General features: G+C 36.7%; 17 protein-coding genes. 2 read left to right on the forward strand and 15 right to left on the reverse strand.

What is annotated here, in order from left to right; translation table 11 throughout:
• Positions 1-90 precede the first annotated feature (90 nt).
• Both JHK62_RS03935 and JHK62_RS03940 read left to right on the forward strand, forming a co-directional pair.
• Complete coding sequence (locus tag JHK62_RS03935; protein ID WP_199575386.1) at positions 91-960, forward strand: transporter substrate-binding domain-containing protein; 870 nt, start codon at positions 91-93, stop codon at positions 958-960.
• A gap of 38 nt (positions 961-998) precedes the next feature.
• A complete protein-coding gene (locus JHK62_RS03940) occupies positions 999-1,655 on the forward strand; it encodes an amino acid ABC transporter permease (protein ID WP_199575387.1) in 657 nt (218 codons plus the stop codon).
• 41 nt (positions 1,656-1,696) lie between these two features.
• Here JHK62_RS03940 and JHK62_RS03945 read toward each other — a convergent pair whose 3' ends face one another.
• The 15 genes from JHK62_RS03945 to JHK62_RS04015 form a co-directional block, all read right to left on the reverse strand.
• Positions 1,697-1,975: a hypothetical protein gene (locus JHK62_RS03945; protein ID WP_199575388.1), complete on the reverse strand. Its 279-nt coding sequence runs from the start codon at positions 1,973-1,975 to the stop codon at positions 1,697-1,699.
• Between the two features lie 101 nt (positions 1,976-2,076).
• Entirely contained in the window at positions 2,077-2,862 is a 786-nt protein-coding gene (locus tag JHK62_RS03950; protein WP_199575389.1) for an alpha/beta fold hydrolase, read from the reverse strand.
• Between the two features lie 162 nt (positions 2,863-3,024).
• Positions 3,025-5,982 carry a pneumococcal-type histidine triad protein gene (locus tag JHK62_RS03955; protein WP_199575390.1) on the reverse strand — a complete coding sequence of 986 codons (2,958 nt, stop codon included), beginning with the start codon at positions 5,980-5,982 and terminating at the stop codon, positions 3,025-3,027.
• Positions 5,983-5,990: 8 nt separating this feature from the next.
• A complete protein-coding gene (locus JHK62_RS03960; RefSeq protein ID WP_199575391.1) occupies positions 5,991-6,929 on the reverse strand; it encodes a metal ABC transporter solute-binding protein, Zn/Mn family in 939 nt (312 codons plus the stop codon).
• A gap of 188 nt (positions 6,930-7,117) precedes the next feature.
• Positions 7,118-7,918 carry a carbohydrate-binding family 9-like protein gene (locus JHK62_RS03965; protein WP_199575392.1) on the reverse strand — a complete coding sequence of 267 codons (801 nt, stop codon included), beginning with the start codon at positions 7,916-7,918 and terminating at the stop codon, positions 7,118-7,120.
• A gap of 40 nt (positions 7,919-7,958) precedes the next feature.
• On the reverse strand, positions 7,959-8,672 hold the full coding sequence (locus tag JHK62_RS03970) for a transaldolase (RefSeq protein WP_199575393.1): 714 nt from the start codon (positions 8,670-8,672) through the stop codon (positions 7,959-7,961).
• Positions 8,673-8,682: 10 nt separating this feature from the next.
• Positions 8,683-10,041 (reverse strand): PTS ascorbate transporter subunit IIC, encoded by a 1,359-nt coding sequence (gene ulaA, locus JHK62_RS03975; RefSeq protein WP_199575394.1) that lies wholly within the window; start codon positions 10,039-10,041, stop codon positions 8,683-8,685.
• Positions 10,042-10,053: 12 nt separating this feature from the next.
• A complete protein-coding gene (locus JHK62_RS03980) occupies positions 10,054-10,335 on the reverse strand; it encodes a PTS sugar transporter subunit IIB (protein ID WP_199575395.1) in 282 nt (93 codons plus the stop codon).
• Positions 10,332-12,398, reverse strand: a complete 2,067-nt coding sequence (locus tag JHK62_RS03985; RefSeq protein ID WP_199575396.1) for a BglG family transcription antiterminator — start codon at positions 12,396-12,398, stop codon at positions 10,332-10,334. The genes JHK62_RS03980 and JHK62_RS03985 overlap by 4 nt, the downstream gene beginning before the upstream one ends.
• A gap of 154 nt (positions 12,399-12,552) precedes the next feature.
• Entirely contained in the window at positions 12,553-13,032 is a 480-nt protein-coding gene (locus tag JHK62_RS03990; RefSeq protein ID WP_199575397.1) for a cupin domain-containing protein, read from the reverse strand.
• A 154-nt stretch (positions 13,033-13,186) separates the two neighbouring features.
• The gene (locus JHK62_RS03995; RefSeq protein ID WP_199575398.1) at positions 13,187-13,780 is read right to left on the reverse strand and encodes a class I SAM-dependent methyltransferase; all 594 of its coding nucleotides are present in this window, start codon (positions 13,778-13,780) and stop codon (positions 13,187-13,189) included.
• Between the two features lie 183 nt (positions 13,781-13,963).
• Positions 13,964-15,256, reverse strand: a complete 1,293-nt coding sequence (locus tag JHK62_RS04000; RefSeq protein ID WP_199575399.1) for a hypothetical protein — start codon at positions 15,254-15,256, stop codon at positions 13,964-13,966.
• 117 nt (positions 15,257-15,373) lie between these two features.
• On the reverse strand, positions 15,374-16,798 hold the full coding sequence (locus JHK62_RS04005; protein ID WP_199575400.1) for an NADP-dependent glyceraldehyde-3-phosphate dehydrogenase: 1,425 nt from the start codon (positions 16,796-16,798) through the stop codon (positions 15,374-15,376).
• A gap of 72 nt (positions 16,799-16,870) precedes the next feature.
• The gene (locus JHK62_RS04010; protein ID WP_199575401.1) at positions 16,871-18,190 is read right to left on the reverse strand and encodes an FAD-containing oxidoreductase; all 1,320 of its coding nucleotides are present in this window, start codon (positions 18,188-18,190) and stop codon (positions 16,871-16,873) included.
• 393 nt (positions 18,191-18,583) lie between these two features.
• Positions 18,584-23,851 carry a ZmpA/ZmpB/ZmpC family metallo-endopeptidase gene (locus JHK62_RS04015; protein ID WP_199575402.1) on the reverse strand — a complete coding sequence of 1,756 codons (5,268 nt, stop codon included), beginning with the start codon at positions 23,849-23,851 and terminating at the stop codon, positions 18,584-18,586.
• Between the last annotated feature and the right edge of the window lie 235 nt (positions 23,852-24,086).

The raw sequence follows: 24,086 nt of genomic DNA on the forward strand, positions 1-24,086 counted from the left end.
ACAGTTTTAATAATTGATTATTATGCTTATAAAGTGTAAAATTAATCCGTAAATGCATTAATGCATAATAAATTTATAAAGGACGGTCCTATGGCTAAAAAAATCTATTCCCTTCTTGTTGTTCTGATTGCCGCAGTTTTGTTGGTGGCGTGTGGCTCTAATAACTCAAAAGAGTCTGATGCTAGCTCGAAAGCTGATGCTAAGTGGGAAAAAATTAAAGAATCTGGCACCTTAAAAGTTGCCACTGCTGGTACTCTTTTCCCTCAATCTTATCACACTGAAGATAATGAATTAACAGGTTATGACGTTGAGATTATTAAAGAAATTGCTAAACGTTTAGACTTAAAAGTAGAGTTTGTCGAAATGAACATTGATGGTATGCTTGCTTCACTTGACAATGGTCAAATTGATGTTGCTGGCTACTCTATTGAAAAAGACAGTAAAAACGCCGAAAAATTCCTCTACACAACATCACACAAGTATTCATTTACTTCTATGATTGTGCGTGAATCTGATAACTCAGGCATTAACTCGTTAGAAGATTTAAAAGGTAAAAAAGCTGCTGGTGCTGCGTCAACACCTTACATGAAAATTGCCAAAAAATACGGTGCTGAGTTAGTAATCTACGATAACGTGACAAATGATGTCTATGCACGAGATGTTGCCAATGGCCGTACTGATGTTATCATTAATGACTACTACCTCCAAAAAATGGCCTTAACCGCCTTTGCTGATTTTCCTATTAAAATCCTAGAAGATGTTTATTTCAATCCTTCAGAAGCTAACTTTGCGCTTAAATTAGATAATACGACTCTTCAAGCCAAAATGAATGAGGCCTTAGAAGACATGCGTCAAGATGGCACACTAACTAAATTATCTGAGCAATTCTTTGCCGGTGAAGATGTTTCAAAAGAAAAAGACTATGATTTAGAAAAAATCGATATTTCTGACATTGAGTAATCATAACATCAACTTATTGACACAATAAGGAGCAATAAATGTCTTTTATTAACTTAAAATTGATGGTGGACAATTTAGGATTTGTCTTGACTGGACTGCCTTATACGCTAGGCATTGCAGGGCTTAGCTTTGTTACTGGATTAATACTAGGGCTCTTTTTAGCCTTGATGAGACGTTCAAAATCGCTTTTACTACAGACAATTGCCAAAGCTTATATATCAATCATGCGGGGAGTCCCAATGATTGTTGTCCTTTTCATGCTCTATTTTGCCCTACCTTATTTTGGCATTCAGCTATCTGCTTTGGTCTGTGCCTTTATTGGTTTTAGTAGTGTCAGCTCGGCCTATATTTCAGAGATCTTTCGATCTTCAATTGCAGCCATTGACTCTGGTCAATGGGAAGCCGCTCGTGCTTTAGGATTACCTCAACGAACCATTGTCAAAAAAGTAATCCTACCTCAAGCCATTCGAATTGCGATTCCCCCACTTGGTAATGTGGCGGTAGATATGATTAAAAGTTCCTCACTGGCTGCCATGATTACAGTCCCTGATATCTTTCAAAATGCTAAAATTGTTGGCGGTCGTGAATGGGATTATATGAGCATGTACATTTTAGTGGCATTTATTTATTGGTCTTTATGTGTCTTATTTGAACGTTTCCAAAATTATTTGGAAAAACGATTAATACTAGAATAAAAAATTAAAAAGAAAACCACCAAATTGGTGGTTTTTTGTGTTTATGATAAATCTGTTTGAGAAATCTCAATAGATGGGTAGTGATCCAACGTTGTTAGATCAGTATCTAAAGGCACACTATAGACCATATAATATTTATCTGGGTGAGATGCCGACAATTCTTCTAATTTTTCTTTTGCTCGTTTCTTATCCTTAGTAACAAAAACAACTGAAACAACTCCTAATTTTTCGGTTTTATTTTCGTCAACCTCTCCACAAAGAATTAACTTGAGAGGCGCTATACCATTTAATCCTTGTTCAATATAATCTTGGTGGGACATTATTAACCTCTTAATCTTCAATTTTTTTACAATCCTAAACTAATTGCATATATAACCTCTCTCATATTTCAATAGAGATTCGGTTGATATACCCAGTGCTCTCAATCAAATCGTTTTAATTTTTCTGGAAAGCTACTGTTCTTAAAAAAATACTTTACCAGCTGAATATGTGTTTTCACGTCACTAAATAACCAGGCATGGCCTTTATTAGGATAATATGCACATTCACTGGCTAAATTTTGACTCGCCAGTAACTTATGTGACTCATGCATTGTCTCAGAATCATGCTCACCTGAGACGAAAAAAATAGGATTAGAAAATGTTAAATCTAATGTTAAAAGATTGGCTTGTGACATAGCTCGGCGAAAGGAGCAATTTGAAGTGTGTTGCAAATCAGATACAAAACTCTGACACTCATCTTCAGGAACACCATCTTTTGTCATCATGCCTCTCATGATATTAGCAATCATGCGTGTATTTTTAAGCCAAGAAATGAGATAAACACCACCAATAACTTTCCAGTACCCTTTAATGGGACGATGTGACATCCCATCTACAATTGCTCGTTCAAACAAATCAGCATGACTCTCAAGCAAGGTTAGAACGACCCCACCACCTAGTGAAAGTCCCACCAAATGAGGTCTCCCGTGCGCTCTCTCTTTGATGATTTGTGCAATCATTTCCGTCACCTCATCAAAGCTTGTCCACTCTACATCAAGACTATTCCCATGACCAGGTAAGTCAACGACAATACAATGGAAATCATTCTCAAGTGCGACAACATGATGCTGCCACATTCGACTACTAGACCCCGAAGCATGTAAAAAAATAATCGTTTGCGAATGGTGACTGCCTCTTTCTTCAATAAACAGTTTATTATCACTCATAAATTTCCCTCTTTTGTCATAGGTATTAAATAAAAGACTGTTCCTTTCTTCATTATAACATGCTGATATCAGTTGTTAATCCTAAAAAGCTATTCAAGACCATATTGTCACTGGTTATTGACAAAATAAAAACTGGGAAATTTCCCAGTTTTTTTTTAAAAATTATGGTGTTACTTCTTCTAAAGTGTCAAGGGCTACGATAACAGTTGTGCCGTCTTTTTTAGCTACTGTTACTTGTCCAGGAGCAGCGTAAGACATTTTATCCAACGCAACACTATAACGGCTTGCTAGTTTAAATAATTTGTTAAAGTAGTCATCACCACTTAAACCATGACGCTCCCCTTCAACTCTCATTTGAGCGTCAAATGGATCTTCCTCTTCTACCCAGTCTTCGTCGTCATCAACTTCTTCTTCAGTTGTAGCTTCTGAATCACTATCATCTGGTTCTTCACCAATACCATAGTTATTATCCCAGATACCAGTATTACCAGGCTCTGACTCTTCTTTGGCGTCTGTTCCCCAGCCAGCTTCTTTTGGAGCTTCTTCTGGGTGTGCCATATAGTATTTAACTGTGGCCAATAGTTCTTTGATACTGTAACCGTCTGATATTAAACTACCTTCGTCTAGCCAGCTAAGGTAAACATTATGGTAATGATCTAAATGAGGAATAATTAATTGCCCACCAACATATCTTACCGCATGGTACATATTACCTTTAATCTTATCTGTTGGCACAATCTTCTCTGGCATTACTTTGTCAAAAATTTCTGTTGCGCTTAAACCAGTAGCATCAAGCTCTTTAGATGCTATCAGTTGTGAGTTGTTTGCTGTAGCATCGTTATTCTCAGGTTTACTTTCATTATTTTTTGGCTCTGAAGTATTATTGCGGCTAGCCCAAAATTCTGCTGCTGCTTGACGTTCAGACTCAGATAAATCTGCTTTTGGAATCCAGTGTTCATGATTCATGTGTGGTGTAATATAAGCATCACCCATATCTCTTATAATATCTTTAGGATCAAAGATATAACCATCTGAAGTAGTGTACTTCCCTGCTTTTTTAGCTTCTGCTACTTCTTTAGCTGAGTAGACAATTTGTGAATTTGGTTTTCCTTCACGTTCAGAGATTGGTGTCACAGGATGACTTTCCTCACCTTCATGGTGGTGATGTTCTGCTTCATCGTGATGATCTTCGCCTTCATGATGGTGATCTGCCTCATCGTGATGATGGTCTTCGCCTTCATGGTGGTGATGATCTGCCTCATCATGTTTATCAGTATTTCCTTTATGAATATCTGCATCTTCACCCCAGCCAGCTTTTTTAGGACGCTTGTCAGGATTTTCCATATAGTACTTAGCTGTTGCTAAATACTCGTTTAAGTTATATGTTTTATCACTTACTTCAAAGATTTCTGGCTCATTATCGATCCACTTTAATTGTACATAATGATAATGATCAATATGAGGAATGATAAATACACCTTCTCTATACTCGGTTGCTAGTGCCAAACCATACAGCATATCATCTGGTTCAACAATAGCTTTTCCTTGAATAACTTCATAAATTTCTTGTGCTGTCCAACCCTTATAGTCATAACTTTCATCTAAAACAGCATCTTTTGGTACCAAATGACGACCAACTTCTCTCATCTCTTTTTGAGTGTTATCATTTTCAGAGGTTTGAGGATCAGCCGTTTGGTCATCAGCTGTTTCGTTATTTGTAGCTTGGTCATCCGTAGAGTCTTCATTAGTAGCTTCGTTGTCTACATCCTCTTCATCATCGGAATCATCCCATGAAAAACCTGAAAGTCCACCAATAATCTTATCTAGAATGTCTTTGTTACTTTGTTCACCAGACTCAGTAGCTTCTTTTGCATCATTACTGTGGTCTTCTCCCTCATGATGGTGATCTTCAATCGGTTGAGGATTTCCTTGAGATTGCTTGTTATCTTTCAACAACCTAGTAATCTTTTCTTCTAGTGGACTCATTTGAGAATAAGGAATAAAATGATAGTGATCACCATGAGGAACAGCAACACCACTGTCTGTCCAACTATAAATAGTTTGAGGATCATAGACTAAACCATCTGACTCAACATGACGTTTATTTAAAGGTAAAGCATACAGTTGTTTGAGCAAGTCAGCAATAGTCTCTTCTTGTTTTTGAGGTTGCTGTGTTTGTTGTGATGCGTTAGAGTTTTGCGATGAGTGTTGTGCTGAGTTTTGTGTTGAATGTTGTGATGCTTGTGATTGACTAGAGTGTTGCTCTGTTTGTTGGCTTCTAGTCCCTTGACTTGTTCCTTGATTTGTCGTATGAGAAGATTGTGTTGAAGCTGTTGAATGGCTACCAGAACTTTGTACCACGCCTCCCTTTTGGGTAACTTGAGGCACTTTTCCTGTTTTTCTATCCCAATAGGCTTGTGCTTGTGCTAATTCGCTTGGTGATAAATCTTTTTTGGGAATATAATGGAAATGATCGCCATGTGGCACAATAAAGGCATCACCAGTATCTTCAATCACATCAGTTGGACTAAAGACATAACCATCATCCGTTCTGTAGCGACCGTCACTCTTTTGGCTGACTTGTGAATTTTTCTTGCCTGATTTATGTTTTTTTTGGGCGGCTTCTTGAGTTCCCTTAGCCTTTTGTTCTTCAATTTGTTGTTTGGTACGAACGTTTTTACGCTTACTGTCTTCTTTTAGATAAAGGTAGTAGTTTCCATTAACCTTAATGATATAGCCATCAGCCACTTCATTAACAACGTCTGCTTCGTTAAAAGTATAATTGGGGTCATTCATGATAAGGTCTTCACTGATAAGTGAATCAAACGGTACCTTACCATTGTAATAGTGATAGTGGTCACCATGAGAAGTCACATAGCCATCATCAGTGATTTTAACCACGATTTGTTCCGCTGAAATGCCTTCTTCTTCATTGATTTGTTCTTGCGTTTTATTCTCTGATTTTGCTGTGGTGTTTGATTTTTTGTCGCCACCTTCAATATAGGCAACTTTATTATCATTTTTTGGAACTTCTTGATTTTGATTTATTTGGTAAGCTCCAACACCTACTGCTAATAAAAGAGCTGCGGTTGCTGAACCAATAATATATTTCTTCTTCATATTGCCTCCTATTTACTTAATTCTTGATAAAGTATTTCTAAATTATCTTTGACATTTTCCAAATAAGTTTTATCATTTCCTGGGTCTGCTTCAAGCGGACTAAGGGTTTTTAATTTTGCTCCTGTTGATTCGGCAACTGTCTCTGCGATTTTTTGAGAAACGTTTGCCTCAACAAAAATAGTTTTAACATTATTGTCTTTGATGAATTCTCTAATCTCAACCAACTGACGAGGTTGTGGTTCTTGGTCTGGTGAAATACCTGCTATACCTAATTGTGTTAATCCAAAACGTTTAGCAAGATAAGAGAACGCTGTGTGTTGAGTAACAAAGGTTTTATTTTTAACAGATTCAAATTTCTTCTGATATTCCTTTGTTATCTCTTGGGCTTCTTTTTTGAAAGCTTCAGCATTTTTTTCATAGGTATCTTTATTGTCGGGGTCAGCAGAAATCAGCATTTCTTTAATATGATCTACTTCTTCGGCTGCTAATTCAGGATCTGTCCAAGTGTGGGGGTCATATAAGGTGGCAGGATCAATCCCATCACCAGCCTCCATATCTTCAAGACCTTTGACCTTATCTAAAGACATTTTTTCAGAAGCTTCAAGCACTTTTTCGGGAGAATCTTTGAGATTTTCCTTGATATCACCGGCCCAAGCTTCTAGCGTATGAGAATGAAAAATAAACACATCCGCATCATAAATAGCTGCAACATCATTTGGTGATGGTTCAAAGGAATGGATACCATTTCCTGATTGAATCATTCTAACATTGTTTAAATCGCCAGAGACTGATTTCGTCATGGCATAAATAGGATAAAAACTGGTAACAATAGTTAACCCTTCTTGATTATCGCTAGTGTTTTCTGATTGTTGTTGACAAGCGGCCAAAACGACTGCAGAAACAAGAGTAATGATAACCAAGGAAAGATATGAAACGATTTTTTTCATTATCTTAATAAACTCCTCCATAAAAAACTTAGCCAGTTATATAACCGGTTAAGTAATATAATAACACTCCATATTTTGTCTGTCAACCATTTACTGAAAACAATGAAAATATAGCAAAATGGTTGTTTTAAAAGCTTGTGAATAGTAAAAAGCCAACGTCAATTGACGCAGGCTTTGTTTCAAACTCATTAGTTCAAGAATCTAAATTCACCAAAAGAAGAATTGACATGAAAATCTGGAGCTGGTGTTTTAGGATCGACCCAAGAAATCCATTCCATGATAGGATCGTCACCTTCTGTTTCTGGTGTAGAAAATTCTGCACGATAGGCTCCAACCTTCATGGTGTTGTTGGTTAATAGTTTCAACTCTTCTAATGTTTTGATAGGAATTTTCCCTTCAACACTATAGCCATTATCAGTTTTTGTTGCAGCGGTTTCCAAGCCTTCTAAGTCCCATTCACCATCAAAATCTCTATAGTATTCAATAGAATAGTCGTGAACACGACCGTCAGCATCAACTTCAATAGCATAATAAAGTGGCATCCCGTCTGGAGTAGGCTTGTCAATGCTACCACCGGCAAAGAATAACTCAACACGGTCTTCATTATCGACAGTACTTTCATTATCTTGCCATTCACTATCAAGTAAGACATCTTTGTCTAAGACATTGAAATTAAAATATAGATCTGTTCCATCTTGAAAGGCTTTAAATTCTGTTAGTGGTGCTTCTTTAGCATCCCATGGAAAATGGAACCCACCAGACAAGATAGGAACATCTTGCCAGACAGTATCGTCAAGCATGCCATCTATTTGTGGTTTTTCTTTGCGCATCACCACATCGTAATGAGGTGTTGTCGCTTCATTATAAGCGATAACCGTTTGATTAACCTTCTCATCACTTGTTGTGCTACTTGTAGTACAGCCAAAAAGAGCTAGACTAAGAAAAGATATCATAACCAAATAAAGCCAATGTTTTGATAGTTTTTTCATAAAAACCTCCTTACTATCACAACCTCTTAAAACAATCATTCTACAAGATAGAAAAACCTAGACTTGTGCTGTCAGAAAGAAACGTTTGAACAGTCTCTAAGGAGTATTGTTCCAAATCTTTACCTTTTAAACTGAGTTTTTTAATGATACCAGGTGTACAAGTAATAATGTCAACCCCTAATTTATCGGCTTGATAGATATTGAACACTTCTCTAGGACTAGCCCAGAGCAATTCTACAGCTTCTTTTGTTTGGCAGATAGCCTTGGCAGAAGCCATTAGTGGCTCTGGATCAACACCTGTATCTGCAACACGTCCTGCAAAAACTGAAACAATGGACGGTGTCTTATCACTTAGAACCTCAACAACTCTCTCAACTTGACTAGTGGTGAAAATGGCAGTAACGTTAACCTTAATGCCCTCAGCTGATAAGTCTTTAATAATTGGAATCGTACTGTCACCTTTTGAATTGGTAATTGGAATTTTGACATAGACATTGTCCCCGAAACTAGCTATTTTTTTAGCTTCACGTTTCATCGTTTCTAAATCATCAGCAAAAACTTCAAAAGAAACTGGGTACTGCGTAATGGCCTCTAAAACATCTTTAGCAAATGTCAGATAATCTGTAACCCCCGCTTTTTTCATCAAACTAGGGTTTGTTGTGAAACCAGTAACGAGACCAGAATTTAAATCGGCAACCATGTCTTCCAAAACAGCGCCATCAGAATAAATTTTAACAGAAAAATCAGTTTTCATTTTTTTCACCTCACTCATGGTTATTAATCGCTTCTTGAGAGCTACTCATTAACGATGGAATAATTAAAACAGCCAGTAAAACACCTACTATTATATAAACGCCAATAGATTGTGCAAATTCGCCCAAACGACCAAGCAAAATGCCTAAAACAGCAAAGTCAAAATCACCAAATGTTGTATTGCTAAACCCTAGATTTCCCAAGACTGGTAGTAACATAGCTGGTAAAAATGCCAAGAACAGACCATTGACAAATGATCCTAAAATGGCACCCTTACGACCCCCAGTAGCATTGCCAAAAATACCGGCTGTCGCACCACAAAAGAAGTGTGGAACCATACCAGGGATGATTAAGACACCACCAATTGCGCCTAAAATAAACATGCCGATAAGACCACCTAAAAAGCTAAAAGCAAAGCCTATAATAACAGCAGTCGGTGCGTATGGGAAAAAGACAGCACAGTCAACAGCTGGCACAGCATTTGGAATAAGTTTAGTACTAACCCCTTCAAACGCTGGAATTAAATCAGCTAAAATCATACGAACCCCGGCATAAACGATAGCAACGCCAACCGCAAACTGAAGACCAGACAAGACGGCAAAAATGAATGGGCTTTTACCACCAGAAATACTTGATACAAAATCACCACCTGCAGCAATGGCAGAGATAAGATAGAAAACAATCATAATAAGGGCTGTAGAGATGGTTGTATTTCTCAAAAAGTTCCACTTTTCAGATACTTGGATATCTTCTGTGCTTTGACTATTCTTACCAACCAAATCACCAATCCATGCCGCTAAATAGTAGCCCAAGCTACCAAAGTGGCCCATGGCAATTTCATCACCATCTGTAACCTTTAAAGTGTAACGTTGCCCAATTGCTGGAGAAATAGCTGACCACGCGCCTAAAATAAAGCCTCCGATAAGAATTAATAAAATGCCTTTAAAATCCAGAGCGCCTAAAACAGCTGATAACAGACAAGCCATAAAGAAACTGTGATGACCTGTCAAGAAAATATATTTAAAGCGTGTTAGACGTGCAATAATTAAATTAAATAATAAGCCAACCACTAAAATAGACATGGTTTCAACACCCAAGATTTGTTGGGCAACTGAAGTGACGGCTTCATTATTTGGCACCACCCCAGTAATATGAAAACCTTTTTCAATCATTTGTGCTAAGGGGTCTAAATTAGCAACAATAACACCCGCTCCAGCAGATAACATGAGATAACCTAAAATTGGACCAAGTGTCCCAGTCATTACCTTATGAGCTGGCGATTTTAAAGCCAAAAGTCCCGCACAGGCAATCAATCCCATCAAAAAAGCAGGCTCACTTAAGATATCTTTTAAAAAATCTAATATTACCATTTCTTATCCTCCCTATTTAGATAACATCTCTTCTAGTACAGGTAATAAGTCCTCTTCTATCCTCTTTTTATTGGTATAACTTCTTACAATACAAACCTTGGCATCTTCAGGAAAAATGTCCTTGAATTCTTTGACGGTGACAAATAAATCCGCATCTCTGCCAACCGCAGCATTTGAGTCACAAGACTCAGCCTCTATATCATAACCGTGCTCTTTAGCAATTTTATCCACTTTCATTTTGAGTAGCAAACTACTACCAATACCATTGCCACAAACTGTAATTATTTTCATCATTCCACCTCTTCATTTAATGAACTCCATTTTAGCAATCGATAAATGTCTTCCTTCGTTTCAGCTGCTATTAATTTTTGAAGTTTTTCCTCATCATCTAAAATCATTACTAATTCTTGCAAGGCTTTTAGATGCGCAGAAGAATCAATTGCGGCCAAAACAAAAATCAGTTGCACCTCCCTTTCATCATCAAAATCATTTTTATCCAAGTTAAAGGAAACAGGCTCTTTCAAATGCAATAAACTCATCCCCAATCGTTTGACCCCTTTTTCTGGGGTTGCATGAGGTACAGCAACATGTGGCGCCAAAACAATGTAAGCCCCTATTGTTTTAACAGACTCTATCATGGCAGTGATATAACTAGCTTCAATGTAGCCTTGTTTTAATAGTGGATCTGCCGCTAGAGTGATGGCTTCCTGCCAATCTTTAACGTTTTCTTTCGTTTGAATCAGGTCAATTGTTAACAAATCAGTCAATGATACTCCCTCCCAACTACTTGTGTCGTGATGACCCAGTGATAAAAAATAAGTGGCTAAATCTTCTCTTAAGGTTTGTTCATCTTCAATGAGACAAGACTTTTTGATCAGCTTAAGTAGTTCTTCACTTTTCGGATAAAAAGATGGTGTTATCGAAAATTCATTGTAAACTGTTTTCTTCAATATTGTTTTTTCAACGGGATTCATAAAAGGTTGAACCACAAAGAGTGGTTTGTCGGTTTCAAAGAAAACTGTTGAAAAAATCACATCATAATCTTGTAACTGCAACGCATTAAGATGAGCTAGTTGGTGAACATCTTTAAACATAAACTCTGGGAACATCATCTGTAATTCTGATCCTAGAATTAAAGAAGAACTTATCCCATTTGGGCAAACCGCTAAAGCGACAATCTTTCGTTGATCATTATTTAATGGATGAATGGTCAAATAACCACCAAAATGCATGGTGAAATAAGCAACTTCATCATCACTAATCGTTTTTCCCAGAGCCTCACTCAGTGGAAAGAGACTCTTTTTGATTAAATAAAACAAGCTCTCATATTCTGACAAAATATGTTCTTTTAAAGGATTGACAATGTGATTATCAAACAACAATCGATAATAGGCTGGGGCAAGATGACAGTATAAATTTTGTCTAAATTGCGCGTCATTAGTAAATACAATTCCAGTTTTCGCTGACACCATGTCGATAATAGCTTCCATGATAACCAGTATCTCAGGCTGAGGAGATTTGACAATATCTCCTTGAGTACATCCCATTAGTCTTGTCGCAATAAAATAACACTCCCTTTTCAAATTAGGAAATTCTGCGACAAATTGTTTAGCCAACTCAAAAACAACAATCTCACTAATTAGTTGTCTTTCTTGTTCAGAATACACCACCTTTCCTTCTAAACGCCCCCAAATAAGGCATAAAATGACATAAGACGTCGCCTCTATCCGCTCATTAATAAACAATAATTGACTTTGATTAGTATAAGTAAGAAAAACTTGCGCTATATGATCAAACTCAAATGGTTTTTGGCAAGCATGAAACAGATAGCGAATAATCCATTTCCCACTGCTGAATTGGAGAAGTTCATTAATCGCCCACTCCAAAACAAAACGCAAGTCTTTTGGACAACCAACTAGAAAGTAGCCGCTTTTTCGCTCATACTCTATGGTGACTTGTTTTTGTCTCAGACTCTTTTTTAATTCTTTTAAATCATTTAATACCGTATTCTTACTGATTCTTAGAACATCTTGAAGATGAAAATTAGAGATATAATCTTCCTTTAGTAACAGATAAAGAACAATCATATAGGGCCGTTCTTCCTGAAAAAGATAGTCTTTAAGATCAGGTGATAGCCTTACAAACAAATCAGTCACAGAAATCTGTGGGCAATTAATCCTATCGTTGACCAGAGAGATGACAGGGGTGTCTAATATCTCTAAAGTGGCATTGATTTTAGCCATATCTGATAAAATACTTTTTCTAGAAACACCCAAGACACCTTCTAAATCTGATAATGGATAGCCATGATACTTGGAAAAAAGAGGTAACTTTTTAACAATGTCATTGGTTAACATGATTAATCTCCTAATTCAATTATAATATAAAGCGCTTTCATTTTTGAGAGAATTGAGTCCAATTTACTGACCCAAAAAGAAAATACCATTGTGCTATAACTTGTTATTATATTGATATGATAAAAATGGAAGGGACACTCAGTCCCTTCCATTTTTATTTCGTCAATTGTTTGATAATACTGTCATGTTCTGGATAATGTGTTATCAGTTCTTGATAACTGAATAGTTCAAAATCCTCAAATTCAAATCCTGGTGAAACCATGCAGGAAACGAGGGAAAAGCCCTCCTCAACAGTTGATCCGAAAATGGTCCCCTTAGAAACACGATACTGTAAGACTTGTCCTTTGGCTACATCAAGCCCTAAAGTAGCTGTTTTATAGTTGCCATCTGGCGTAATCATATGAACTGTTAATGGCTGACCGTCATGATAATACCAGATTTCATCCGCGGTTAAACGATGAAAATGTGATGGGTTTTCTTTTTCCAAGAGAAAGTAGATACTTGTGAAAAGAGAACGTTCCTTCCCCTTGATTTGTATCTTATCTTGTGATTTTTCGACTTCACGAAAATACCCACCTTCAGGATGAGCTGTCATCTCTAGCAGTTTTACCCATTCTACCGCTGATTTTATCATAATATTCTCCTACTATGCTCTTTTTATCATTTTAACATATCAAAAAAATATTGGTCAATCGATAACAGTTGCTAATCTTTTCAAGCAATAAAGGGTTACCAATTTGTGTTGACACAAACTGTTATAACAGATTTTTGTTTTTTTAACTCACTAATTATAGTTGAGTTGTCTTAATTGCTTGTAAAATAAAAGCTTTTCCTTGTGGACGCATAAACAGAGCATCCCCTTCAATAATGAGTTCCTTAGTCACGGTTTTCAAACCAAGTGATTCCAGTTCTTTTGCTAGAAGGTCTAAATCAAAGCCACTATAATTGGCCTCTAGGTCTTGGTAAAAATCAATCATGATGAATTGACCATTGTCGTTCAATGTGACAAATAATTCTTCTAGCAAGTCTTTATAGTCTGGCACATGATGTAGAACCAATGAAATAAGAAGTAAATCATAGGCATCCTTGATGGACTTGTTGGTTTCATCAACCAATTGTGTAGTGATATGGGTATGACCTGCTGCCTCAATTTTTTGTTTTGCCTGATCTAGCATGGCTTGACTGATATCAGTAAGGATTATTTTTTCTGCCAAATCAGCTAACCCAAGTGCAAGATTGCCAGTGCCACCACCATAATCTACTATCGTATCAATCTGATAACCGTCTAACAAGGAGCGAATCACTTTTGTAAAATGTTCTGCCAAAGCGAGTTGCTCTGGGGAATCATAGTGTTTTGCTTTTTCATCAAATTTATTAGCCATTATTTTTCCTTTCAGAGATTGTTAACTAGTTAATCATATCAAAAAGTAAAAAAGAATGCTAGAATTTGATACAGATAATGACTAGTAGAAGGAACACTACTTTTATAGTCTTTCTTTTTTCAAATCAAAACAAAAAGAGAATCTTTCGATTCTCTTTTCTAGTCTTATCGTATTTTTTTAGTTTTAAAGGTAAGCTTCAATAGCTGAGCGATCTGTCTTGCCATCATTTTGGATGACAACTTCTTTAGCACCATCACCATTTGCAATAAGTTTTCCTGATAATAGCAACTTGTCAACCTTACCGCCGTTGATATGGTAAGAAACAACATTTGCCCCATGTGTTTCAATGTTACCTTTAACTTCAAGTGTTTTAATGCTACCACCAGCTAAGACACTAAGCGCATCAGCTGCAAGTGTCATAATTTCACCTTTTACTAAGGTTTGACCTACAGATCCTGATGTTGAGATGTCGCTACCAATAGTGATGTCACCCACTGGCTTACTAAATTGCATCCCAATAGATCCGTCTCCTTTGGTGACAATTTTTTCGAAGTAAGCTTTTTCAATCGTACCATCATATTGGTTGAACCCTCTAGCGCCTGAACCATTAGTAGTAATTGTTTTTTCAGCCCTGAAGTCTTTGACATCACCAAAGTTAACAAAACCGATACCACTTGTTCCGTAGCTAATGACTTCTTCTTTGACAACCCAACGATCAACACTGCCCCAGACGTCAAGAACCATGTCGTTAGTACCATAAGTCACAACAACACCATTTGAAACAACATCCTTAGCATGAGCACCATAAACGATGAAAATACCACCGGTGATAAGATTTGGTTGCCCAGTTGGAATCATACCATTTGAATAAACATCATTAGTTGTTAATTGATCAATCACAACTTTTCCTGAATCATCATTAAAGCCAGAGATGAAAATACCACTACCAAGAGCTGGCGCATTTTTTCTACCAACAGAAACATTAGTCGCTGTTACTTTGATTTCACTACCTTCTTCAGGATTGAAGTTGTAAATGGTTAAAGCCCCTTGATAAACGTTAACACCGTATTTCATTGGTCTTTCTGGGTAAGATCTAGCGTCAGCAGAAACAATATCTAGGTCATCAATCACTACAGAAAGGTTTTTGTTGTACCCACGAGTGATTAACTGAACCATCCCAGTAACGACAAGATTGGTTAATTTAATTTCTCCCAAATCCATTCTTGAAGAATCAATAAAGATTGCTCTTTTTGAGGGTGATGTTTGAATAGCAAGTCCAGAGATAGAGTTATTTTGCGTCAAGGCAATCCCATCACCATTAATGAAACTTAATAAGATATTATCAGAACCAGCTATTAAGCTTTGTCCTGGGTTCAGTTTAATACTGTTAGAGATGCTCATTGAATTCATCAATTTAATCTCTTTTTCATTAGCTGCAATAGCCTGTTTTAGTTCGATTACATTTTTTACTTTCATAGGTTTACCCTCCTGGCTATCATTATAGCACTTATACGCTTAGTGAGTGAGTGATATGCTTACTAGACACTCTACACAAAAAGAGAGGACCTTGCCTCTCTTTTATTGGTTTTTAATTTATTCGGTATCAAAAACAACCGATTTCAAGCGTGACATTGCTTCAATAGAGTAGCGGACACCTTGTGTTCCTGAACCAGAACTTTTTACACCCATGAATGGGAAATTATCTGTTCCACGTTGTGTTTTGTTATTAATGTGAACAGTTCCTACCTCTAATTGCTCTGCAATTGCAAAGGCTTTAGGATAGTTCTTGGTGAAGATTGATGCTTGTAAACCATATTCAGAAGCATTTGATAATTTAATCGCTTCTTCCACAGATTTCACGCGGATAAATGGCATTACAGGTCCAAAAGGTTCCTCCCAAGCAAGTCTCATATCAGTTGTGACATTATCAAAAACGACCGGTGAAATAAGATTGTTTTCACGTTTAATGTCATTTAATGGTTTTGCACCTTTTTCAGTCGCATCATTAATAAGGCCTTCAACATAGTCTGCTGCTTTAGTATCAATAAGTGCTGTAATATCAGCATCTTCTTCTGGTTGACCAACCTTCAAAGCATTGACTTTATCGCGAACGATAGCTGCTAATTCATCAGCAATACTGTCCATTACAAAGACACGCTTAACAGCTGTACAACGTTGACCAGAGTAGCTGTAACCACCAGCAACAATTTGTTTAGCTGCAAGTTCTAAATCAGCATCCTCTAAGACGATAGCTGAATCTTTACCTCCCATTTCCAAAAGAACTGGTCTTAATCCAGCTAATTTGGCAATGTTTTTACCAACTGGTGTTGAACCTGTAAAGCTGATAAAGTCAACAGCCTTATGTTCAACAATATAGTCCCCAATTTCTGATCCTCGACCTGTAATTGTATTAAAGACGCCTGCAGGTAAACCAGCTTCAACAAAAGCTTTTGCTAAAAGCAAACCAGAAATAGAACCTTGTGTTGGTGGTTTGAAGGCAACAACATTTCCTGCAATCAAAGCCGGAGCAATCTTAGAGGCTGCCAAGTTAATTGGGTAGTTAAATGGTGAAATAGCTAGAACTAATCCTTGAGGTTCACGTCTAACAACAGCCAATTTTTTCTTACTGGCTGCTTCAAAACTACCACCTTCTAAAACTTCTCCAGTCAAACGTAAACCTTCTTCGGCAGCAAAATCAATAATTTCTGCCGTACGAACCACTTCACCGATAGATGATTTAAGTCCTTTAGCAATTTCTTTTGATAAGATCTCACCAATTTCTTCTTTATCTCTCATCAAAATGTCTGCCGCTTTGTGAAGATAGGCTGCACGTTCAACATATGAAAGAGCACGCCATTTTGGAAAGGCCTCTTTGGCAGAAGCCATAGCGTAGTCCACTTCTTCTTGGCTCATAGCAGGAACTGTTCCTAGTTCCTTACCTGTTGCCGGTTCAAAAATCTTAATTTCTTTTTCTGATGATTTCCACTCACCATTAACATAATTTTGATATTGTGTCATATTTTCTCCTATAGGTATCATCATTTATTTTAAAAATGTGTTCTTTTTTATTTCCTATTTTAACATACCTTTTTAAAAATTAAAAAGGTCATTTAAATTTTCAGCCATTGTTGGATGAGTAAAAATTTGTTTTTGGAAGTAGGTGTAAGGGATCTGATTATCCATTGCTATGGTAATCAAATTAATAATTTCATGTGCCTCAGCACCATAGATTGTTGCCCCTAGAATTTCCTTTGTCTCTTCATGAACAACAACCTTAAAGACTCCTCTTAAATCGTTATTGACATGAGCTCTTGGCATTTGAGCAACTTTCAGACTATTAACCTTATAAGGTAAGCCTTGTTCTTTTGCCATTTTTTCATCCAGACCAACACGCGCTAATGGGGGATTGGTAAAGGTTGTATTGGGAACATTTGAACGATGAGTAAGCGAGTAGCTTTTATCACCCATCAAATAATCATAAACAATACGAAAATCATCTAAGGAAACATAAGTAAATTGCGGTCCACCATTGACATCACCAACTGCAAAAACATCAGAAACTGTTGTTTGTCGATACTCATCAACGACAATAGCGCCATTAGCTGTCGTTTTAATATCAGTATTTTCAAGCCCCAAGTCTTTTGTATTGGGTATTCTTCCCGTTGCATACATGACAACATCAAAGGCAAAATCTCCCTTGTCTGTCACAATCACTGTCTTATCGTTATCATTTTTTACTCTTGTGATTGTTGAAGATAATTGAAAGGAAATGCCATCTTCTTCCATGTATTCTTGAGCCATCTGAGAAATAAGCTCTTCTTCACGGCTAAAAATACGATCTTGAGGATCAAAAATAGTGACTTTTGTCCCCAGTTGAGTATATAAATTAGCAAACTCCAAACCAATATTACCACCACCAATAATGCCTAAGGTTTTGGGTTGTGTGGTGAGCGTTTGCATTTGGGTTGAATCATAAACATTTTTGCTTTCTAATAAACCTGGTATCGGTAAAACATTTGAGACAACCCCTGTGTTAATCACAATGTTCTTAGCTGTTAGCTGTTTGGTATCCCCCTGACTACTAATTTCAACCACTTTATTGGAGATAAAACGAGCCTTAGCTGTATAAACATCTACCGTTTGCGCTTTTGCTAGCATGTCATAATTCTTTTGACGTAGTCGCTTAGTAACCGCCTCTTTTTCTGACATAACAGCTTTAAAGTCATGTCCCGTTTCTACGCTATGTAACATTGTTTTGGTTGGGATACAGCCAATATTAATACAAGTCCCTCCGTACATCAAAGGGTCTTGTTCGACCATGGCAACGGACTTGCCTTTTGCAGCCATTTTAGCAGCAAGTGTTTTCCCGCCTTTCCCAAAGCCTATGACTAGTAGATCATATTCTTTCATATCACCCTCCTTTTCACAATAAAACAGTTAACTGTTTTATAAAAAAAGTTATCTCTTTTACGCCATATAATATACCAAAAAAGATAACAATTTGCACAGATAAAAATCAGTTGCTTTTTTTAAAATTAGAAGTGATTATCACTAGAAACTATTTTAAAAGTATCTTTATTTTTTTCTGTGCCTCTATTGTATACCCTTTTTCTTAAAATAGGGTTAATAATGCTTACGCCTATTAAAAAGAGGCTAGAATCAACCTTTCTAGCCTCTCTTAAGAAATTTTATCTGCCTGTAAATCCTTGAGTGAATAATGATGTCTGGCCAAATCAGTTTTTCACAGTTCTACTCTATTAAGTAAGAAGAACAACATAACAATCGATTATCTCCATTTTTTCATTAGTCATTAAAGATAGAAGTTCTAAAATCATCTGTTAAGTCATTGTAAGCTTTCATGATGGCAGCTTTTAATTTTTCTCTAGCAAAACCATATTGTCCTACTTTTAGTTTAGCTAAATCTTCATCAATCGCTTTTGTCATTAAGGCTTTCAATGTGTCATAAGAGTTGATGGTATAAGATTGATTGTCAACCATGATTGTAATTGGCTTAATCTTGTCTTTCTTAGCCATTCGTTGCATAAACATCTGAATTCTAAAATCTTCATAGTTTTCATACTGACCATTAAAGATTTTCTTGAAGATAAAGCTATCTGACAATGGTTGTTGCTGTGCTTCGGCTTCTTGTTTTAGTTGATTACTTGCATAAGGAATGAAGCCTTCATCCCAACCCAAAGCTGCTAATAGTTCAAAAGCAGTTCTTCTAAACATCAAGCCACCACTAGTTCCAGAATCATTTTCATAAGCTGCATAAATAGGATAGTAAAGTGGTATGAAATAATAATTATTATGATTATCACGAAGGTAGTCTTTTTTCAACAAAGTACCACTCTGACTAACGAGTTTTTGACGAACCAAATCAGAAATTGAAATCAAGGTCATTTGTTCCCATTCTTGTGTGGTAATCTCTCTAATCACATCTTTACCATGAGTTGCACCAGCTTTAGTATCCGTATCTTTTACTAATTCTATCTTATTAAAGAAGAATTTTTGATCGGCCTTATCTTTTTTAAGAATAATATCTGCCTCAATACCATCTAAGAGGTACGTCACATCAAAAACGCCACTAAGGTAGTCTTTAAAATCGTTTTTCGTTTGGAAACGAGAGATACGATCATTGTGGGCACCATGTTCCAAATCATACATGAAGTTAAAGCCATAGTAATAACTATTTGGACTGGTTACCGATTCAAATAAGCCAAGAGCATAGGACTCTGCTTCTTGTCCATCACGGTAACCATAACCATTTAACACACCATCTTCATCATAAGCATGTGTCATCTCATGACTATAAGTTGACCCACCTTCATGTCCTAAGATATCAACACCATCAAAGTAAATGCGATTTAAGGATTTATTGGCATAGCCAGAATCCTTGTTAGGTGATTGTGGGTAATACCTACCGATTGGACCAAAGAAATCGTCAATGGATGTATCAATGTCACCATAAGGTTCTGCCCAGCGTCGTTTCTCATTGAACAGAGGCGCTATTTTGCCATTAACTGGATCTTTAATATAGTACCCGGCAAATAATTCTGTCAATTTATCCGCATAAACCTTTTGACTGGTTGGTGAAACCACCCTCATAAATAAATCAACAAAGTCTTGCCATCTTCTTGCCTTATCATTAATCAACTGATGCACACGTTCTAGCTCTTCTTGATAACGTGCTTTATCAGTTTCTTTAATACTCATATCAATGTCACGACCATAACCACCCAAAATTAATGAAGATAAGGTCGTCACCGCATAAACATTGTCTTCTTTTAATGCTAACAGAGGAAGGATATAGCTTCTATAGGATTCTTTTATTTGAAGTCGGTCATAAATAGCCACACTTTTCTCAGGTAAAACTCGCGAAGCTTCTTCATGAATATAAGCTTTTGTCGCCGATTTAAACCAGTCATTTGCTGTCATTTCAGGAGCAAAAATCATTCTATTATGGTCTAAGAATGATAAAAGAGATGGTTTATCAATCACTTGCAAGGTGTTTTCATAAAAGGCTTCATTTTTATATAGCAAGAGATTATCATAGCCCATAGAACCAATGGTGACTAACCAATCTAAAGTTTCAATTGGTTTTCCGTAAAAGGATGGTTTGTATAACACTATATCTTTAATGTTATACTCACCAAACTGAATATTATAAAGTCTATTTAAATAAGCTAAACCAAGAAGTAATTTCTCTTTATTGTCTGAGACATATTGCACCAAATACTCTTTTGTTCCCGAATAATCTGCTTCCATCAAACTGGTTGACAGAAGTTTTGCAACAATTTCAGGTAACTCAGCTTTAATTTGGGCAAAAGAATCAGCAAGATACAAGGCTTTAACCTCTTGATTATCCGATAATCCTAGTACCTTTCTAACATTACTATCTGTCAGATTAACCGATGATAATAGCGTTACTAACTGATCACGAAGGCTATTATCGGTTGCCATGAAATGATCTGGTGTATAAAGTAGGTTGTTTAATAAGCTAAATTCAGTTACTTTTGTATCAGCAAATTCGCCTAGAGAAGTTAGCGTAAAGACGTCTTTACTATTGTCTTCATAAAGAACAAATAATTGATTGACAGAGGCAAGGTTTTGAAGGTTAGTAGCAAACTGATTATCCGTCATCGGTGTTACAGACACAATTCGTTTACTGTATAAATGGCTATTCGTATCAATTAAATTACCATATTTAATAATCGTGTGTCTATCGTATAAAGGAAGTAATTTTTTCGTGTTATAGTAGGCGATTTCTCTATCTGCTTGGTAGTGTTTTAATTGGCTATCTTGATAATCATTTGAGGATAGTGTTTGTTCTGAATCAAGAGCACCTATCTCTTTTAACCTGTCGTTAAATTGTTCTTGAGTAATAGTGCCATTTTGCCCATCACCCACGCGTTTATTATTTGAACCGGTAATACCACTTCCTAACATCTCTAAAGACATATTGCTAGTATTATTATCAATTTGAGTCACGCCAAAGTTGAAAGCAAGTAGAGCTGCTTTTTTAGACTGATTACCTGTTTTAATCTCACCAGCAACAACGTTATTAGTGAGACGAGAAGTAGCAAAATATGAATTTGCTCTTGCCACCAGGCCAGCAAGATTGTTATTAGCACGATCTCTTGCTGTAATCGACAAATTAACATAGGAAGAATCAACCGTAGAGCCAGCAAGTGTTGCGACCAAGCCACCTATCTGATGGGTGTTAGAGTTGTTTGGGTCATAAGTCAATTGCCCATCAACAAAAACATGGTTAATATTAGCATTGTTTGCCCACAAGGCTAAACTAGCCGTGTCTGCCTGTGAAGTGATATTAACTTCTTTTAATGAAAGGTTTTCAACTCTAGCACCTTCCAAGCGATTAAATAGTGGTTTTTCCAAACGGTAGATACCATAGTGTTTCCCATCCACGCTTGATAAACTTCCTGTGAAATTACCAGTAACATAGGTTGCTTTATCTGTTGGTGTAGCATATAAATCACTACCAATTCTAAACTGACCTGATGGTTGACTTTCCATAGCTTTTATCAATTGATTAAAATCAGTGTAAATACCATTCCCTGTTGTTATCTTATCTATTTTAATTCGATAACCTTCGGCAACACTGGTATTATCTGGCGCAAAAGTCACCAAATGAGAATGGTTGAGCTCTGCTTCAATCTGATCACCAACTTCTCTGAAGGTTGCTACAGGTAGCAAAGCAGTATCATGGTCAGTCGTCAATTTAACCAAGTAAGACTCAGGAGATAGAGGAACGTCTTCTAATCCTGTCACGCGTTTGAGATGATGATTTTCATCCAGTTGGTATAATTCTGTCTTGGTTACAGAACGATATTCAATTTTCTTAGGAATAAACTCAACGTCTTGTTTTTTCTCTAATACTTCCTCAACATCCCCATCACCGATATCGTAGATTACTGTTGTTTCTATCTGATAAGTGATATAAGGACTTAAATCAGACAATTGAAGCGTTAGATTTGTTAAATCAGATGTTATTTCTTTAATCACTTGACCATCTTTCATAATAGCCAGCTTGATTTGCTTAAATGTTTGATCTGAATCTTGTTTACTATAGGTAATAGCAACGGTTTGGTCATTATCATTAGCAACCACCTGAGCAACAGTAACAATTGGTTTTTCTTTCGTCGGTTGTTCAATTGTTTTTCTTGCAATCTCTTCTCTTTGAGGAGTGATTTCTCCCGTTTCTTCATTAACAAGATAGCTCGTACGATAAGTCACTTGGTATTGGACTTTATTATCAACAATCGTCTCTGTTTCTTCTACTGGTTTAGTGCCCAGTTGAATCACTTGATTGACAGGAGGATTTGTTTGAGTCTGTTGACTCAAGACAGCGCCTTTTTCACCATTTTCTTCAACATAAGTCGTCGTTATTGTCGTAGAACCCGCAACACCTCGTGTTAAAATCTCTGATTGGCCATACTCTAAAGCAGGATTCCCAACATAGCGTGTGACAAAAGGTAGCGCTTCATTAGTTACTTCAACAAGAGTCTTAGCCTCTTCCAAACTAACTTTTGGAGCATCCTTGGGGACCTCAAAAGTTATCGCAGGATCTTCAACTACTGGAGCTGTATCTGGATGTGATTCTTCGATAACTCCCTCTTCTAGACTAACTGTTGGAGCATCATTGGGTATCTCAAAAGTGATTACAGGATCCTCTACAACTGGAGCTGTATCTGGATGTGATTCTTCGATAACTCCCTCTTCTAGACTAACTGTTGGAGCATCCTTGGGTATCTCAAAAGTGATTACAGGATCCTCTACAACTGGAGCTGTATCTGGATGTGATTCTTCGATACTTACCTCTTCCAAACTAACTGTCGGAGCATCTTTGGGGACCTCAAAAGTTATCGCAGGATCTTCGACAACTGGAGCTGTATCTGGATGAGAAACATCTCTTTTTTGATCATTTTCTTTTGACGATTCTTTTGTTACCTCTTGATTTACCTCGGGCTTAGGAGCATCATTTTTTAATTCAATGAAGCCAATATAATGATGATTGGGAATATCAAGCACAATATCTGCTGTTTCAAAGACTTGGCCGGCTTGTATTTCTTGATGATAATGGTTTAAAGCATTAACCTCTATTGAAGAAACTAAATCTGATGCAGACAGACCAAATACTCCTGTTATCAAAATCAGATAAGGAAGACTGGCCTTGCTCAGCTTTTTATTTTTCTTTATAGTTATTCCAACAAGAACAAGAGAGACACCTCCTAAAACCCCTAAAGTAAGGGCAGAATTGTCGTTAGTTTTAGGCAGGGTCGCTTCTTTATCAGGTGAATAAACCAAGTAAATAGTCGTTTCCTCAGCAATATTATCCCTTGGATTCCCTTTTTGAATCAGGGAAAGCTCATCAGGTGATAATTCCGAGTCTAAAACATAGTCATAAGTCACTTTGGCTTGTTGTTGCTCAGCCAACACCGGTGTCGCACCCAAAAAAGAGGCACCAATAACGACAGAGCCTATACCAACACTTAATTTTCTAATCGCATAATTAAAAACCTTTTGATACAAGGCGTTTGTTTTTTTCATTATGAATTTTCCAATCTAAAATATCTTATCATTATTGTCTGGCTTTATCCCTTAAAGCCAATACCAAATACTTATATTTTACAAAAAATTACCCTAAAATAAAAGAATATTTTACCTAAAAAACCAAAAAATATTAGTCATCATTCTTAGCTCTACTGGCTGATGAGATAGCAGATAGTTGTTATTTCTTTTTGATGGTGATATGATGAAGAAAAAAACAGGAAAGGACAAAATA

Source organism: Streptococcus pacificus (assembly GCF_016481305.1).
GTDB classification, from domain to species: Bacteria; Bacillota; Bacilli; order Lactobacillales; family Streptococcaceae; genus Streptococcus; species Streptococcus pacificus.

Coding starts and splice junctions, on each gene's coding strand:
- JHK62_RS03935 (WP_199575386.1), top strand. CDS start 91: ATGGCTAAAAAAATCTATTCCCTTCTTGTTGTTCTGATTGCCGCAGTT.
- JHK62_RS03940 (WP_199575387.1), top strand. CDS start 999: ATGTCTTTTATTAACTTAAAATTGATGGTGGACAATTTAGGATTTGTC.
- JHK62_RS03945 (WP_199575388.1), bottom strand. CDS start 1,975: ATGTCCCACCAAGATTATATTGAACAAGGATTAAATGGTATAGCGCCT.
- JHK62_RS03950 (WP_199575389.1), bottom strand. CDS start 2,862: ATGAGTGATAATAAACTGTTTATTGAAGAAAGAGGCAGTCACCATTCG.
- JHK62_RS03955 (WP_199575390.1), bottom strand. CDS start 5,982: ATGAAGAAGAAATATATTATTGGTTCAGCAACCGCAGCTCTTTTATTA.
- JHK62_RS03960 (WP_199575391.1), bottom strand. CDS start 6,929: ATGAAAAAAATCGTTTCATATCTTTCCTTGGTTATCATTACTCTTGTT.
- JHK62_RS03965 (WP_199575392.1), bottom strand. CDS start 7,918: ATGAAAAAACTATCAAAACATTGGCTTTATTTGGTTATGATATCTTTT.
- JHK62_RS03970 (WP_199575393.1), bottom strand. CDS start 8,672: ATGAAAACTGATTTTTCTGTTAAAATTTATTCTGATGGCGCTGTTTTG.
- ulaA (WP_199575394.1), bottom strand. CDS start 10,041: ATGGTAATATTAGATTTTTTAAAAGATATCTTAAGTGAGCCTGCTTTT.
- JHK62_RS03980 (WP_199575395.1), bottom strand. CDS start 10,335: ATGATGAAAATAATTACAGTTTGTGGCAATGGTATTGGTAGTAGTTTG.
- JHK62_RS03985 (WP_199575396.1), bottom strand. CDS start 12,398: ATGTTAACCAATGACATTGTTAAAAAGTTACCTCTTTTTTCCAAGTAT.
- JHK62_RS03990 (WP_199575397.1), bottom strand. CDS start 13,032: ATGATAAAATCAGCGGTAGAATGGGTAAAACTGCTAGAGATGACAGCT.
- JHK62_RS03995 (WP_199575398.1), bottom strand. CDS start 13,780: ATGGCTAATAAATTTGATGAAAAAGCAAAACACTATGATTCCCCAGAG.
- JHK62_RS04000 (WP_199575399.1), bottom strand. CDS start 15,256: ATGAAAGTAAAAAATGTAATCGAACTAAAACAGGCTATTGCAGCTAAT.
- JHK62_RS04005 (WP_199575400.1), bottom strand. CDS start 16,798: ATGACACAATATCAAAATTATGTTAATGGTGAGTGGAAATCATCAGAA.
- JHK62_RS04010 (WP_199575401.1), bottom strand. CDS start 18,190: ATGAAAGAATATGATCTACTAGTCATAGGCTTTGGGAAAGGCGGGAAA.
- JHK62_RS04015 (WP_199575402.1), bottom strand. CDS start 23,851: ATGAAAAAAACAAACGCCTTGTATCAAAAGGTTTTTAATTATGCGATT.